Source organism: Pseudomonas sp. RC10 (genome assembly GCF_038397775.1).
Taxonomy (GTDB): domain Bacteria; phylum Pseudomonadota; class Gammaproteobacteria; order Pseudomonadales; family Pseudomonadaceae; genus Aquipseudomonas; species Aquipseudomonas bambusae.
On the sequence record NZ_CP151650.1, the window covers coordinates 2,614,938 to 2,630,100 of the forward strand.

A 15,163-nucleotide genomic window follows, 5' to 3' on the forward strand; every position below is an offset into this window, starting at 1 on the left:
GCTCACGCCTGATCCTGAATCAGGAGCCGGTGAGAGCGTTGGCAGATGGGGTTTGCGAGGCTTTCCACCAATCGGCGGCTTCCACGCCAATGGTTTCGATCGATTTCGTCGCGTCCACCACCAACGTGCGGTCTTCACCGTACGGCGGTTCGAGAGTAGCGAACTGGCTGTCCACCAGACTGGCAGGCATGAAATGCCCCGGACGGTGGGCGCAACGCTCGGTGGCGAGTTCTTTGGTCAGCTCAAGAAACACGAAGCCCAGGCCCGGCACGGCAGCGCGCAGGCGGTCTCGGTAAATCAGCTTGAGGGAGGAGCAGGTGAGAATCGGCTTTTCGCCGTTGCGCAGCGCGGCAGCGACTTCTTCACCCAAACGTGTGAGCCAGCCTGCGCGGTCTTCGTCATTGAGGGGATGGCCAGCGCTCATCTTCTCGATGTTCGCTTTGGGGTGAAAGGCGTCGCCTTCGATGAGGCGGCCACCGCTGTGTTTGGCGATTTCAGCACCCACGGCACTTTTGCCGCAGCCTGAAACGCCCATGATCACGAGGGCGGAGATAGCGTGTGGAGCAGTCGTCATAAAAACCTCTTCCCGAAGACAGCGCTGTCTTTGTCGGATGGTGTGCAAATCCGGCAAGATTGTTTCCGGGTGTAGTCATTGTTATGGGTATCTCGCTTATCCATGAGATGCATAGGCTCCATTCGACGCATGGTCGAAGAAGTTGCGGGCCTCCGTGAGATAGCGCTACCTTAGAGCCCATCCGACACAATCGCAACCCCTTCGCTTTCACTTCCAATCAGTTGGCAACGCATGACACGCATTGGTTCCCGCTCCACCGGTCGTCCTACCTTGAATGAAGTCGCAAAACTGGCCGCCGTCTCGCCCATTACGGCGTCCCGAGCCCTGCGCGGCGTGGCCACAGTCGCGCCAGAACTGGTGGAGAAGGTGCGGGCGGCTGCGCTGAGTCTAGGCTATGTCGCCAACCCTGCCGCCCGGGCGCTGGCGTCCTCGCAGAGTCAGTCGGTGGTGGTGCTGGTGCCGTCGCTGTCCAACCAGCTGTTCATCGAAACCCTCGAAGCGATTCAGACCGTATTGCGCCCTCGCGGGCTTGAGGTGGTGATCGGCAACTATCACTACTCGCCGGTCGAAGAAGAGAACCTGCTGCGCAGTCATTTGGCGAATCGCCCAAGAGGCATTTTGCTGACCGGTTTTGACCGCAGCCAGGCGGCGCAGACTTTGTTGGCCACCAGCGGCGTGCCGTGCGTGCACATGATGGAACTCGACCCTCAGCGCGGCGAGCCCTGCGTGGGGTTTTCGCAGCAGCAGGCGGGGGCCGAAGCGGCGCGGCATCTGTTGAGTCGCGGGCGTCGGCGGCTGGCGTATGTGTCGGCGCAACTGGACCCGCGAGTGATCCAGCGCGGCACCGGGTTTCGCGGGGCGCTGGAAGCGGAAGGGCTGTATGACGAGGCGTTGCAGTTTTCCACGCCGATGCCGTCATCGATCGGGTTGGGCGGGGAGATGTTCGCGCAATTGATGGAGGCGCACCCGGACGTTGACGGGATTTTCTTCTGTAACGACGACCTGGCCCAAGGCGCGACGCTGGAAGCGCTGCGTCGAGGCATCAAAATTCCTGAGCAAGTGTCGCTGATCGGCTTCAACGATTTGCCGGGGTCGGCGCACATGGTCCCGCGCCTGACCTCGATCCGCACCCCCCGCGAACAGGTCGGCCAGCGCGCCGCGCAATTGCTGCTCGGGCTGCTGGACGGCAATGTGCAGGAAGAACAGGTGGATCTGGGATTTGAGCTGGTGGTGCGGGAAAGTACCTGATCGCAGCCGGTCACTGAACGATCTGGAGAAGCGAATTCATTCGCGAAACGGTGTCGCAGACGACACATGTGCATCGAGTGTACGAGCCTTTCGCGAATGAATTCGCTCCTACAGTGGAGTCGCGTTTTACTCACGAACGATGATGTGCTCGTCCCTATGCAGAGCGTGGGCACGATCAACCTGTGGGAGCGAATTCATTCGCGAGACGGCACCACTGACGACACATGTGCACCGAGTGTACGAGCCTTTCGCGAATGGATTCGCTCCTACAGTGGAGTCGCGTTTTACTCACGAACGATGATGTGCTCGTCCCTATGCAGAGCGTGGGCACGATCAACCTGTGGGAGCGAATTCATTCGCGAGACGGCACCACTGACGACACATGTGCATCGAGTGTACGAGCCTTTCACGAATAAATTCGTTCCTACAGTAGAACCGCGTTTCAGCCGTTGAGAATCACTCTTCCTTCTTGAACGCCAACCGGAATTCGTGCAGAAGCGGTTCGGTGTACCCGCTCGGTTGCGTGCAGCCTTTGAACACCAGTGCGCACGCCGCCTGGAACGCCACCGACTTCTCGAAATTCTCGGTCATCGGCTTGTAGGCCCGGTCCCCGGCGTTCTGTTTGTCCACGACCTTGGCCATGCGCTTGAGGGTTTCCATCGCCTCATGCTCATGAATCACGCCGTGGCGCAGCCAGTTGGCAATGTGCTGGCTGGAAATGCGCAACGTGGCGCGGTCTTCCATCAGGCCGACGTTGTGAATGTCCGGCACCTTCGAACAGCCCACGCCTTGTTCGACCCAGCGCACCACGTAGCCCAGCAGGCCTTGAGCGTTGTTTTCGACTTCCTGCTGAATCTGCTCGGGTGTCCATTTCGGATCGGCAGCGACCGGAATGTTCAGCAAGTCCAGGAGGATCTGTTCGCTCTCGCTGTCCAGATCGATGTTCTCCAGCGTCTGCTGCACGGCCTTCACATCGACCTTGTGGTAGTGCAACGCATGAAGGGTCGCCGCCGTCGGCGAAGGCACCCACGCAGTCGTCGCACCAGCCTGCGGATGGCCGATTTTCTGTTCCAGCATGTCGGCCATCAGGTCCGGCATCGCCCACATGCCCTTGCCGATCTGCGCACGACCGCGCAAACCGCAGGCCAGCCCGACCAGCACATTGTTGCGTTCGTAGGCCTTGATCCACGGGGTGGCTTTCATGTCGCCCTTGCGCAGCATCGGCCCGGCTTCCATCGAGGTGTGCATCTCATCGCCGGTGCGGTCCAGGAAGCCGGTGTTGATGAACGCGACCCTGGCCGAGGCCGCGTTGATGCAGGCCTTGAGGTTCACGCTGGTGCGCCGTTCTTCGTCCATGATCCCCATTTTCAGGGTGTTGCGCGGGACCTTCAGCACGTCTTCGATGCGCCCGAACAACTGATCGGCGAACGCCACTTCCGCCGGGCCGTGCATCTTCGGTTTGACGATGTATACGCTGCCGGTCCGCGAGTTGGTGCGGTCGTGGAGGTCGTGCAGGGCGATCAGGCTGGTGATCACGCCGTCGAGAATGCCTTCGGGAATTTCTTTGTTGCCGTCGTACAGGATCGCGGGGTTGGTCATCAAGTGGCCGACGTTGCGAATGAACAGCAGCGAGCGCCCGTGCAAGGTCAGCCGACCGCCGTCCGCGCCCACGTATTCGCGGTCAGGGTTCAGGCGGCGAATGATTGTCTTGCCACCCTTGACCAATTCTTCGGTCAGGTCGCCTTTCATCAGGCCCAGCCAGTTGCGGTAGATCACCAGCTTGTCGTCGGCATCGACAGCCGCCACCGAGTCTTCGCAATCGATAATGGTCGACAGTGCGGCTTCCAGCAGCAGGTCTTTGATGCCTGCCGGATCGGAGCTGCCGATAGGGCTGGTAGGGTCGAGTTGGATTTCGATGTGCAGGCCGTGGTTCTTCAGCAGAATCGCCGTGGGCTGTGCGAGATCGCCCTGATAGCCGACGTATTTTTCCGGTTGTGCAAGCGGCGACTGGCTGCCGTCGGTGAGGGACACGATGAGCGTGCCGCTGTCCACGGCGTAGGCTTTGGCGTCCACGTGGGAACCGGAGGCGAGCGGGGCGGCCTCGTCAAGCAGCGCGCGAGCGAACGCGATCACCTTGGCGCCCCGCAGCGGGTTGTAACCGGCCTTGATCTCGGCGCCATTGGCGCTGGAAATGGCGTCGGTGCCGTACAGCGCGTCGTACAAAGAACCCCAGCGAGCGTTGGCGGCGTTGAGGGCATAACGGGCGTTGGCGGCGGGCACCACCAGTTGTGGACCGGCTTGCTCGCTGACCTCGATGTCGACCTTGCTGGTGGTCGCCTGGACGGTACCGGGCACCGGTTGCAGGTAGCCAATGGAATCGAGAAAGGCAATGTACGCGGGCATGTCAGTGACCGGGCCCGGGTTGGATTTGTGCCACTTGTCGAGCTGGGTCTGCAAGCGATCACGCTCGGCCAGCAGCTCGCGGTTGATCGGCGCCAGGTCGTGGACCAGCGAATCGAAATCGGCCCAGAACACCTCCGGGCTCAACCCTGTTCCGGGAAGCACGTCCTCGTCGACAAAGCGTTTCAGATTAGCGGCCACCTTGAGGTTGTGGCTGTTGACGAATTCGGTCATCTCGGGGTCCTCGTTAAAAAATACTGAATGAAACTACGCAGTTTTGTCTCTGCCCGACGGACGTGATTCTGGCCGAAGGCCGTGGGAGTTGGCTTGCCTACGATCTGGCGCGAAGCGGCAGCAAATCCTGCAAACTCGGTTGTGCCAGGCACACCGCATACACCGGTTTTACTGCCAGTTCCTGGCAGATCGCAGGCAAGCCAGCTCCTACGCCCTCCGGGCAAAATCAAAAGCGTGGCAGCTACTTAATCTGCGTTCACAGTCGCCACGCCAGCCTTGGCCACTTGCGCGTCCTGATCGGCCTTTACCCCTGACACGCCCACCGCGCCGATGGTCTCGCCACCGACAATCACCGGCACGCCACCTTCCAGCGACGTCAGCAAAGGCGCCGTCACGAACGCGGTGCGCCCGCCATTGACCATTTCTTCATAGCCCTTGGACTCGCGACGACCCAGTGCCGAAGTGCGGGCTTTTTCGATGGCGATGTAGCCGCCGATCGGCGCGCAGCCGTCCAGGCGTTCGAAGCCCAGCAGGTGGCCGCCGTCATCGGTCACGGCAATCGACACCGCCCATCCATTGGCCTGCGCCTCGGCACGGGCAGCAGCGAGGATCTGGGTGACTTCGGTCTGGGTCAATACGGCTTTGGTTTTCATGCAGCGCTCCTTAGGGGTGTGGTCAGTGTGCAAGACGGCCCGTGATCAACTGGGATGCAAGGCGTCTTCGATAAGTTCGATCCAGTGTTTGACCGGGGTGCGCCCGGTACTGGCCAAATGGGTCTGGCAACCGATGTTGGCGGTCGCGATGACCTCCGGGTTGCCGCTTTCCAGCGCATTCATTTTGTTGTCGCGCAGCTGCTTCGAGAGCACCGGCTGGGTGATCGAATAGGTGCCCGCCGAGCCACAGCATAGGTGACTGTCCGGCACGGCGGTCAGGTTGAAGCCCAGCCGCGTCAGGACCGACTCCACCGCGCCGCCCAATTTCTGCGCGTGTTGCAGCGTGCAAGGGCAGTGGAACGCCAGCTTGACACTGGTGCACGCGCCGAGTTTTTCCAGCGGCTCGGCGCGCATCACTTCCACCAGGTCTTTGGTCAGCGCGCTGACTTTCGCCGCCTTGTCGGCATAGGCGGGGTCGTCCCGCAACATGTGCCCGTAATCCTTGACGAACGCCCCGCAACCGCTGGCCGTTTGCACGATGGCTTCGGCCCCGGCCTGCACGCTCGGCCACCACGCGTCGATGTTGCGACGGGCGCGTTCCAGGCCTTGCGCCTGAGCGTTCAAGTGATAATCCACCGCGCCACAGCATCCGGCCTGGGCGATGGATTTGACGCTGATGCCCAGTCGATCCAGCACCCGCGCCGTCGCCGCATTGGTGTTCGGCGACAGGCCTGGCTGCACACAGCCTTCGAGGATCAACACCTGACGGGCGTGCTGCTGGGTGGGACGCGCCTTGGCCGGACGAATCTGGCCCGGAAGCTTGTCCTTCAACGCGCCGGGCAGCAGCGGCCGAAACGCGTTGCCCATCTGGGTCAAGGATTTGAACAGCCCGGCGTTCGGCACCACGGCACGCAGGCTTTCCCGCATCACGCGCTGACTCATCGGACGCGGCACGGCGGCATCGACCACCGCCCGGCCAATGTCCAGCAGGTTGTGGTAATTCACCCCGGACGGGCAGGTGGTTTCGCAGTTGCGGCAGGACAGGCAGCGGTCGAGGTGCAGCTGGGTTTTCTCGGTGACTTCCTTGCCTTCCAGCACCTGCTTGATCAGGTAAATCCGGCCACGGGGGCCGTCCAGCTCGTCGCCCAGCAATTGATAGGTCGGGCACGTGGCGTTGCAGAAACCGCAGTGCACGCAACTGCGCAGAATGCTTTCTGCTTCTTCGGCGCGGGGCAGGCTTTTCGCGTGTTCACTCAGGGTGGTCTGCATGGTCAGATCTCCGCGTACATTCGGCCCGGATTGAAGATTCCGTGCGGATCGAGTTGCGCTTTGAGCTGGCGGTGATAGCGCAAAAGTGGCTCCGCCAACGGCTGAAACGGGCTGTCGTCCAGACCGTGGCTGTAACAGGTGGCGTGGCCGCCGACGGCGGTAACGAGGGCGCGGATTTCGCTGCCCGCGGCGTCGCTTTTCAGCCAGCGTTGCGCGCCGCCCCAGTCGATCAGTTGATCCCCTGGCAGGTCCAGCACCCCGGTGTTCGTCGGCAACGACAGGCGCCACAGGGGGCGGCCATCGGTGAAGAAATCCAGCCGATGTTCGTTCAGCGCGCCCCAATACGCAGGGTCGATGGACTCGCCACCGAGACGGTCGTGGGCGGCGGCCACCGAGCCTTCACCACCTTCCAGACGCAATCGCAGCACGCGCCCGTCATGGCACGCCGCGCTGATCGGCAGCGGTTGCTGACCCCATTCTGCCAGGCGGGCGAGGGCGTGAACGCTGTCCATTTCCAGCGCGAGGCTGGTGCACAGCCGAGGCTTGGGCAGGACTTTCAGCGAAACCTCGGTGATCACCCCAAGGCAGCCGAAACTGCCCGCCATCAGGCGCGACAAGTCGTAGCCCGCGACGTTTTTCATCACTTCGCCGCCGAATTTCAGATGCTTGCCCAGGCCAGTGATGACGCGAGTCCCGAGAACGAAATCCCGCACCGAACCGGACCAGGGCCGACGCGGCCCCGACAGCCCGGCTGCAATCATCCCGCCCACCGTCGCGTCGGTCACGCCGCCGTCGCTGTAGGTCGGTGGCTCACACGGCAGCATCTGGCCCGCCGCCTCAAGCGCGGCATTCAACTCACTGAGCGTGGTTCCGGCGCGGGCGGTGATCACGAGTTCAGTCGGGTCATACGTCACGATGCCGCGATGAATGCGGGTGTCGAGCACTTCACCCGCCACTTCGCGACCGAGAAACGCCTTGCTGTTGGCGCCCTGAATGCGCAGTGGCAGCCCCACTTGAATGGCCTGATTGACCTGTTCCAGCAGCACGTCGCTGGCGTCGCGGTCCGACGCGCTGAGGTTCAATTGACGTTCGGCACCCATCAGAAACGCTCCAGTTCAGGGAAGGGCAGCTTGCCCATGTGCACGTGCATCGAGCCGAATTCGGCACAACGATGCAAGGTCGGAATGTTCTTGCCTGGGTTGAGCATGCCGCCGGGGTCGAACGCGGCTTTCACAGCGTGAAACAGGGTCAGTTCGTCGCCGTTGAATTGCGCGCACATCTGATTGATCTTTTCGCGGCCCACCCCGTGCTCGCCGGTGATGCTTCCGCCAACCTTCACGCACAGCTCCAGAATCTTGCCGCCCAAGGCTTCGGCGCGGTCCAGCTCGCCGGGTTGGTTGGCATCGAACAGAATCAACGGGTGCATGTTGCCGTCGCCCGCGTGGAAAACATTGGCGACCCGCAGGCCGTATTCCTCGGACAGCGCGGAAATGCCCTTCAACACGCCCGGCAGTTCCCGACGGGGGATGGTGCCGTCCATGCAGTAGTAATCCGGCGACAACCGACCCACGGCAGGGAAGGCGTTCTTGCGACCGGCCCAGAAGCGCACGCGCTCGGCCTCGTCTTTGGCCTGACGCACCTCCGTGGCCCCGGCCCTTTCCAGAACGGCCCGCACGCGATCGCAATCGGCGTGCACATCGGCCTCAACGCCGTCGAGTTCGCACAGCAGAATCGCTTCGGCATCCACCGGGTAACCGGCGTGAATGAAGTCTTCAGCGGCGCGAATCGCCAGGTTGTCCATCATTTCCAGCCCGCCAGGAATGATGCCCTCGGCGATGATGTCGCCTACGGCGCGCCCGGCTTTTTCCACCGAATCGAAGGCTGCCAGCAGCACCCGCGCCACTTGCGGTTTGGGCAGCAGCTTGACGGTGACTTCGGTGATGATGCCGAGCATGCCTTCGGAGCCGGTGAACAGCGCAAGCAGGTCGAAACCGGGGGTGTCCAGCGCATCGGAGCCCAACACCATGCGCTCGCCCTCGACCGTCAGGATGTCGACCTTAAGCAGGTTGTGCACGGTCAGGCCGTATTTGAGGCAGTGCACACCACCGGCGTTCTCCGCGACATTGCCGCCAATGGAGCAGGCAATTTGCGAGGACGGGTCGGGGGCGTAATAAAGGTCGTAGGGCGCTGCGGCCTGGGAAATCGCCAGGTTGCGCACGCCGGGTTGTACACGGGCGAAGCGGCCAGCGGGATCGATGTGCAGAATCTTGTTGAAGCGTGCCATCACCAGCAGCACGCCTTTCTCCAGCGGCAGCGCGCCGCCTGAGAGCCCCGTACCCGCGCCACGCGCGACCACCGGTACGCCGCGTTCGTGGCAGATCTTGAGCAGCGTCTGCACCTGCTCGACCCGCTCGGGCAACACCACCAGCATCGGCGTGGTGCGGTAGGCGGAGAGGCCGTCGCATTCGTAGGGGCGCAGTTCTTCCTCGCGGTGGAGGATGTCCAGATCCGGGAGGCGGGTCTGCAGGGCCTGTAGCAGCTGGGCCTTGTCGATGGCAGGCAGCGCGCCGTCGACGCGTTCGTCGTACAGAATATTCATGGTGGGGTTCGCAACCCTGTTTTGTTCTTATTGATTAAGGCCCGTTCACGGTGGGAACGTTCTACGGCTGACTTGCATCATTGGCTGCGCGGGATTTACTGTCCATGTCTGAACGCACTGGTCGAACCAGTTTTTTTTGGCGTTTGCACAATGCGATTTTATAAAACTCAGATAAATCAGTCACATGTTCATAGTCTTCGGTTTAAGGCCGATCTCAATCGGCACTGGTCATACCACCGTCGATACGCGAAAAGACCTGTAGGAGCCCGCTTGTTGGCGAATGAGTTATATCAATCACCTTAACCGGTGCAGCCAGGCCGCTTTCGCCAGCAAGCCGGCTCCTACAAGGGATGCGCGCTTTTCACCCTCTTGCAAGGCATCACCACTCATGGACACTTTCAAACCCGAACGTCCGCAACAAGTCGCCGATGTGGTCAGCGAACGCATTGAGCGGCTGATCGTCGACGGTGTGCTCAAGGTCGGGCAATTGCTGCCCTCCGAACGTCGTCTGACTGAAAAGCTCGGCGTGTCCCGCACGGCGCTACGCGAAGGGCTCAAACTCTTGCGTGCCCGGGGCATTATCGACACCCGCCACGGCCAAGGCTCGTTCGTTGCGCAAATGGGCGGCCTGGGCGTCACCGCGGCTTCCCCGATGATGCACCTGTTCGCCTCGCAGCCTCGCACCCTGTACGACCTGTTCGAAGTGCGCAGCCTGCTGGAAGGAGAGTCCGCACGGCTGGCGGCGCTGCGAGGGACCGACGCCGATTTTGTCCTCATCACCCGCGCCTACGATGCCCTTGTTGCCGCTCACGATCACGAACTGCCTGCGCCCGAACACGCACGGCTCGATCACGCGTTTCACCTGGCCATCTGCGAAGCGTCCCACAACCCGGTGCTGGTGCAGACCCTCCGTTCGCTGACGGATTTGCTGCTCAATACCGTGTTTGCCTCGGTCAACAACCTGTATCACCGGCATGAGCAGAAACGCCAGATCGACCGGCATCACGCCAGGCTTTACAACGCGGTGACAGGAAGGCTGCCGGAGCAGGCGCGCAAGGCCGCCGTCGCGCACATTCAGAGCATTTGCGAGAACCTGCGCGAGATTGAAAACGAGGAGCAGCGGTTGGTAAGAGCGACGTTGCGGTTGGAGGGGTGGGTTTGAAGGGCGTCAGGATCTAGCCTGATGATCGTGGCGTCCTTGGTGGTAATGCAGATTGGCTTTAGTGGAATAACCTTTGGCGCAGACTGGGCAAACATAGGGGAATTCGCCGGTATGTCTTCTTCGATGCGTTTTTAAAGCGCTGGAATCGTGGAAGGACTTGTTGCAATCAACGCAAACATGCTGTCTTTCGCCGGTGTGGATCCGTCGATGGCGTAGCAGGTGGGCTGATTGAGAGAAGGACTGTTCGCAGATGTCGCAGCGATGAGGTTTTTCGCCAGTATGAGACTGTTGATGACGCTGCAGGAGATATAGAAGAGAAAAGGACTTTTCGCAAACCTCGCACCGATAAGGCTTTTCCCCGGTATGAGTCCTTAGATGACGTTGCAGAAGGCTTGGAGTTGCGAAGGACTTCTCGCAATTCTCGCATCCGTACTTCCTGTTGCGTGTTTGTCCGTTGCCCGAACGGCCGGGGACTGCCGAGCGTGAAGCGTCGATGACCCGGTACGACGCTCCTGCAGGACCGGGTATCGCAGTCCAACCTCCCCACTGGCTACCTGTCGCCCTCACGGATGGCCCCGGTATGGCTGGTCTGCGGAATGCTTGATCGTCACTACCAGATGACCTATCGACCTCTTGGGTGGTAGCCACTGGCGCTGGGCTGGCTAGTGGTGAGTCGAACATTTCCATGACGATCGAGGCCGGGCTTGGCGGTGCGGAATTGAATAGTTCAGTAACGACTGACGCCGGGCTCGGCAGTGGCGAACCGAACATTTCAGTATCGAAGGACGCCACCGATAGCGAACGGCTGGGCCGAGGTGGATCACCCGTGTCTGCGGGTTCCCACATCCGCCCATCCCCATCCACCCTCGTCACCGGATTATTCCCGACAAACCCGTACAGATTCAGCCCATCGATATTCCCCGCCGGATCGGGATTCAGCCAGCGACACAACCACGGCGCAAGATACCGATAGCCGTAGTCATAAAGCCCTGTCGCATCGCGCTCTTTACCGCTGTAGCGAAGGGTCTTGAACGACACTTCCACTTCATTGCGACTGGCGATCATCGCCGTGCTACCGAAGGGGTAATACTCCTCGCGGCTGGCCACTTGACCGTGCTCGTCGGTCTCCAGCGTGACTGAGCCCAGCTGATTATCGAAGCCGTAATACAACGAATTTTCCGGCAAGCCTGCGGGCGGCGTGCTGAGCCAGTGCATCCACCTGATCTTTCCTCGCCCGGCATTGATGTTCACCACTTGGCGACGCTGGCCGGTGGCGCTGTCTTCGTGCAGTTCCAGTCCTGGCAAATAGCGGGTCTCCGCGTGATGCATGACGCCGCTGGCGTGGCGATTGGCGTATTTGCGCAGGCGCCTTCCTCCCCCGCCGTAGATATAACGTTCGGCGTCGCTTTGGTTGTTTTCGCGTTCGATCAGGGTGACCTGGGCCAGTTGATTGCGCAGGTCCCAGTGCAGGGTTTGGCCGAGCTGCAATTGGTTGAGGTTGCCGTTAGCGTCGAAGGTGTTTTCGATCTGCTCGTCGCTCAGCCCCTCTCGCCAGGGGATCGATTTGTTGGACAGGTTAGAAACCGCCATGCGCAAGCGGTGTGCCTGGCCATTCTGACCCTGATGCTGCATCAGCAGCAGGTTGCCGCCGGCGTCGTACTGATAGTGCCGGGTGTAGGTGCCGATCAGCGATTCGTCGTTGCCGGAGAAGTCGATCACGCCCGGCAGCTCGGGGCCTCGACCTGCGCCGAGGCGTTCGCGACCGCTGGCTTCGATCAGTTGGTAGAGGCTGTCATAGCGGAATGTCGACACGGGATCGATCCGGCGATTGCTGTGGTATCGGCTTTCGATGCTGTGATCTTCATGACGGACGACGTTGCCCAAGGGGTCGTAAAAATAGGAAATATCCTGCAGGGCTTTGGCGTCATTCGCAGGTTTGCACAGCGAGCGGGACAGTCGACCATCGGCGGGATCGTACGTGGTTTCGGTGATCAGGCCGTTGCCTGCCACTTGTGACTGCACTTGATCGAAGACGTTGTAGCGGATCTGCTCGACGAGCGCGGCAGAGGTTTCCTGCCCTGAGGGCTGTAACGTGCTGACCATCAAGCGGCCTGCAACGTCGAACCGTTGCTGGTGGTGATTCCCCGCCGCATCGGTCATCCCCACTTGTTCACCCCAAGGCGAATATTCCCACCGGCTGAGGAAGCCGTCGCCGGATTCCAGCAGCGCGTCGCGAGCGTCGTTGTCGGCAGGCCAGTCGGGCAACTCAAGGCTTTCGAGAAAACGCTGCCGTTCCAGTTGCGGCAGGCCGTTCAGGTCATACGCATGCAAATGACGAGTGCCTGCGGGATCGTCATGGCGCAGCATCTGCCGACGCAGGTTGTAGGAGGAATCGGCTTGGTCGTCGCCATAGATGAAGCGCTCAACGCACCGTTCGCCTGCACCCCCAGACGCTTCAAACACTGCCATGACTCTGCGCAGGACGTCGTACTCGTAGCGCGTGTAAGTGGCTCGGCTGTCGCGACGCTCAGCGGTCGAGCCATCTTCGTTGTTCAGCGCGACATGCCAGCCAGCATCCGCGCTATCGGACTTCAACGTGTTGCCAGACAGGCTGTGAACCGTCGCCAGGTTCGGCCCAGACTGTGTAAAAACTACTGCGCTCGATGATGCTGCGTTAAAAACAGGCGAAAAATGCTCATTTAGAACACCTAGACTCCGCTTTTTCGCCTGTTTTTGCCTTGCCTCATCATCGCTCATGACGTTTTTACACACTCTGGGCCGAGCAGCGGCAGAAGCAAACAGCCGCGCATCCCGCTGTTCGACCACCCGACCCCACGCATCGAGCCGTGATTGCGAAACCTGTGCTTCAGCCTCGACTTCGCTCTCGGCCCGATACCAGCGAACCGAGCGCACCGTGAGCCCGCGTGGCTCCAGCGCCGTCAGGGTTGGGGTATGGGCATGAAGGGCAGAAGACACGGCAGCAATCCTTGCTAGGTGTACGTTTTACTCTAGCCCCGGCAGTCCGAATGCAGCAGAACGCGTAGGACGTATCTGACGGATGGGCTTTCTTGACACCGCGCACTGGGTGCGTCAACTTACGCACAGCGTAAACCGTTTACGAAAATAACAAAAAGCAGGGCCTGCCCGTGGATCTCTACACCTACTACCGCTCGACCTCCAGCTACCGCGTGCGCATTGCGCTGGCGCTGAAAGGGCTTGAGGTCAACGCCATTCCCGTCAACCTGATCCGAGACGGCGGCGAGCATCGCAAGGCTGATTATCTGGCGGTCAATCCTCAGGGCCGCGTGCCGGCGCTGCGTCTGGAAGAGGGCGAGGTGATCATTCAGTCGCCCGCTATCATCGAATACCTCGAAGAGTCCTTCCCGCATCCTGCGTTGCTGCCCGAAGACCTTTTCCAGCGTGCCCGGCATCGTGAAGTCGCGGCGCTGATCGGTTGCGACATTCACCCGTTGCACAATGTCGCTGTCCTGAATCGCCTGCGTGGCCTGGGCCATGACGAAAGCGATGTGAACGCCTGGATCGGCCACTGGATCACAGAAGGCTTCAAGGCCGTCGAGGCGCTGATCGGCGACGAGGGGTTCTGCTTCGGGGCCGTCGGTCTGGCCGATGCCTATTTGCTGCCGCAGCTGTATGCCGCGCGCCGGTTCAATGTCGATCTGGCGGCGTTCCCGCGTATTTGCCGGGTCGAAGCGTTGGCGCTGCCGCACCCGGCCTTCCAAAAAGCGCATCCTGATGCGCAATCCGACAAGCCGGAGTAACCTTTCCTACATGAAAATCTTCGGTCTGCAATTGATCTTCGGCGACTTCCTCGCCCGCAGCGTTCGGGGCATTCCCTGCGCGCCACCTGCTGAACAGTGATCCTCGCCGCTGTGCATTTCACTTTTTAGCAGGAGCAAGACCGTGACTGATCTCTACGAAAACCCGATGGGCCTGATGGGCTTCGAATTCATTGAATTCGCCTCGCCAACCCCCAACACCCTCGAACCCGTGTTCCAGATGATGGGCTTCACCAAAGTCGCCAACCACCGTTCCAAGAACGTGGCGCTTTACCGCCAAGGCGCGATCAACATCATCCTCAATAACGAGCCTCATAGCGAAGCGTCCTACTTCGCAGCCGAGCACGGTCCTTCCGTGTGCGGCATGGCGTTCCGGGTCAAGGATTCGCAACAGGCCTACAAACGTGCACTGGAACTCGGCGCTCAACCGATTGAAATCGGCACCGGCCCGATGGAGCTGCGTCTGCCCGCGATCAAAGGCATTGGCGGTGCGCCGCTGTACCTGATCGACCGTTTTGGCGAGGGTACGTCCATCTACGACATCGACTTCGTGTTTATCGACGGCGTCGACCGTCATCCGGAAGGGGCGGGGCTGCAATTCATCGATCACCTGACCCACAACGTCTATCGCGGCCGGATGGCATATTGGGCGAACTTCTATGAAAAGCTGTTCAACTTCCGTGAAATCCGCTATTTCGATATCAAGGGCGAATACACCGGCCTGACCTCGAAAGCAATGACAGCGCCTGACGGCATGATCCGCATCCCCCTCAATGAGGAGTCGTCGAAGGGCGCGGGGCAGATCGAAGAGTTCCTGATGCAGTTCAACGGCGAAGGGATTCAGCACGTCGCTTTCTTCACCGAAGACCTGATCGACACCTGGGACCGCTTGAAAGGCTTGGGCATGCGCTTCATGACCGCGCCACCGGAGACGTATTACGAAATGCTCGAAGGGCGCCTGCCGGGTCATGGCGAGCCGGAACACGAGCTGAAGACCCGTGGGATTTTGCTCGACGGCACGTCGGAAGGTGGCAATCAGCGTCTTCTGTTGCAGATATTCTCGGAAACCCTGATGGGGCCGGTGTTCTTCGAATTCATCCAGCGCAAGGGTGACGACGGCTTCGGCGAGGGCAACTTCAAGGCGTTGTTCGAATCCATCGAGCGCGATCAACTGCGCCGTGGGGTGCTGACGGCGGATTGAGAGTCAGCGGTTGAAATTGATTGTTG

At 60.9% G+C, this 15,163-nt stretch carries 11 protein-coding genes; 4 read left to right on the plus strand and 7 right to left on the minus strand.

Going from position 1 to position 15,163, the window contains the following annotated elements:
• Positions 1–19: 19 nt before the first annotated feature.
• The gene (locus AAEO81_RS12190) at positions 20–535 is read right to left on the minus strand and encodes a gluconokinase (RefSeq protein WP_166595182.1); all 516 of its coding nucleotides are present in this window, start codon (positions 533–535) and stop codon (positions 20–22) included.
• A gap of 270 nt (positions 536–805) precedes the next feature.
• Between AAEO81_RS12190 and AAEO81_RS12195 the strand changes: the two genes are divergently transcribed.
• Complete coding sequence (locus tag AAEO81_RS12195) at positions 806–1,822, plus strand: LacI family DNA-binding transcriptional regulator (RefSeq protein ID WP_341963857.1); 1,017 nt, start codon at positions 806–808, stop codon at positions 1,820–1,822.
• Positions 1,823–2,278: 456 nt separating this feature from the next.
• On the opposite strand, the gene AAEO81_RS12200 is transcribed toward AAEO81_RS12195, so the two are convergent.
• From AAEO81_RS12200 to glcD, 5 genes are all read right to left on the minus strand, one after another.
• Positions 2,279–4,456: a malate synthase G gene (locus AAEO81_RS12200; protein WP_341963858.1), complete on the minus strand. Its 2,178-nt coding sequence runs from the start codon at positions 4,454–4,456 to the stop codon at positions 2,279–2,281.
• 245 nt (positions 4,457–4,701) lie between these two features.
• Positions 4,702–5,109, minus strand: a complete 408-nt coding sequence (locus AAEO81_RS12205; protein WP_341963859.1) for a heme-binding protein — start codon at positions 5,107–5,109, stop codon at positions 4,702–4,704.
• 45 nt (positions 5,110–5,154) lie between these two features.
• Entirely contained in the window at positions 5,155–6,378 is a 1,224-nt protein-coding gene (gene glcF, locus AAEO81_RS12210; protein ID WP_341963860.1) for a glycolate oxidase subunit GlcF, read from the minus strand.
• Positions 6,379–6,380: 2 nt separating this feature from the next.
• On the minus strand, positions 6,381–7,478 hold the full coding sequence (gene glcE, locus AAEO81_RS12215; protein ID WP_341963861.1) for a glycolate oxidase subunit GlcE: 1,098 nt from the start codon (positions 7,476–7,478) through the stop codon (positions 6,381–6,383).
• Positions 7,478–8,977, minus strand: a complete 1,500-nt coding sequence (glcD, locus tag AAEO81_RS12220; RefSeq protein WP_341963862.1) for a glycolate oxidase subunit GlcD — start codon at positions 8,975–8,977, stop codon at positions 7,478–7,480. The genes glcE and glcD overlap by 1 nt, the downstream gene beginning before the upstream one ends.
• Positions 8,978–9,365: 388 nt before the next feature.
• Here glcD and glcC point away from each other — a divergent pair, with 388 nt between their 5' ends.
• Positions 9,366–10,139 (plus strand): transcriptional regulator GlcC, encoded by a 774-nt coding sequence (gene glcC / locus AAEO81_RS12225; RefSeq protein WP_341963863.1) that lies wholly within the window; start codon positions 9,366–9,368, stop codon positions 10,137–10,139.
• Between the two features lie 6 nt (positions 10,140–10,145).
• On the opposite strand, the gene AAEO81_RS12230 is transcribed toward glcC, so the two are convergent.
• Positions 10,146–13,115, minus strand: a complete 2,970-nt coding sequence (locus AAEO81_RS12230) for a C2H2-type zinc finger protein (protein WP_341963864.1) — start codon at positions 13,113–13,115, stop codon at positions 10,146–10,148.
• Positions 13,116–13,285: 170 nt separating this feature from the next.
• Here AAEO81_RS12230 and maiA point away from each other — a divergent pair, with 170 nt between their 5' ends.
• Both maiA and hppD read left to right on the plus strand, forming a co-directional pair.
• Positions 13,286–13,918 (plus strand): maleylacetoacetate isomerase, encoded by a 633-nt coding sequence (gene maiA / locus AAEO81_RS12235; protein WP_341963865.1) that lies wholly within the window; start codon positions 13,286–13,288, stop codon positions 13,916–13,918.
• Between the two features lie 142 nt (positions 13,919–14,060).
• Positions 14,061–15,137, plus strand: a complete 1,077-nt coding sequence (hppD, locus tag AAEO81_RS12240; RefSeq protein ID WP_341963866.1) for a 4-hydroxyphenylpyruvate dioxygenase — start codon at positions 14,061–14,063, stop codon at positions 15,135–15,137.
• Positions 15,138–15,163: the final 26 nt, after the last annotated feature.

Bases quoted from the DNA above. Each gene is read 5' to 3' on its own strand.
- glcD (WP_341963862.1), bottom strand. From the start codon at position 8,977: ATGAATATTCTGTACGACGAACGCGTCGACGGCGCGCTGCCTGCCATC.
- AAEO81_RS12200 (WP_341963858.1), bottom strand. From the start codon at position 4,456: ATGACCGAATTCGTCAACAGCCACAACCTCAAGGTGGCCGCTAATCTG.
- glcF (WP_341963860.1), bottom strand. From the start codon at position 6,378: ATGCAGACCACCCTGAGTGAACACGCGAAAAGCCTGCCCCGCGCCGAA.
- AAEO81_RS12205 (WP_341963859.1), bottom strand. From the start codon at position 5,109: ATGAAAACCAAAGCCGTATTGACCCAGACCGAAGTCACCCAGATCCTC.
- glcC (WP_341963863.1), top strand. From the start codon at position 9,366: ATGGACACTTTCAAACCCGAACGTCCGCAACAAGTCGCCGATGTGGTC.
- AAEO81_RS12195 (WP_341963857.1), top strand. From the start codon at position 806: ATGACACGCATTGGTTCCCGCTCCACCGGTCGTCCTACCTTGAATGAA.
- AAEO81_RS12190 (WP_166595182.1), bottom strand. From the start codon at position 535: ATGGGCGTTTCAGGCTGCGGCAAAAGTGCCGTGGGTGCTGAAATCGCC.
- glcE (WP_341963861.1), bottom strand. From the start codon at position 7,478: ATGGGTGCCGAACGTCAATTGAACCTCAGCGCGTCGGACCGCGACGCC.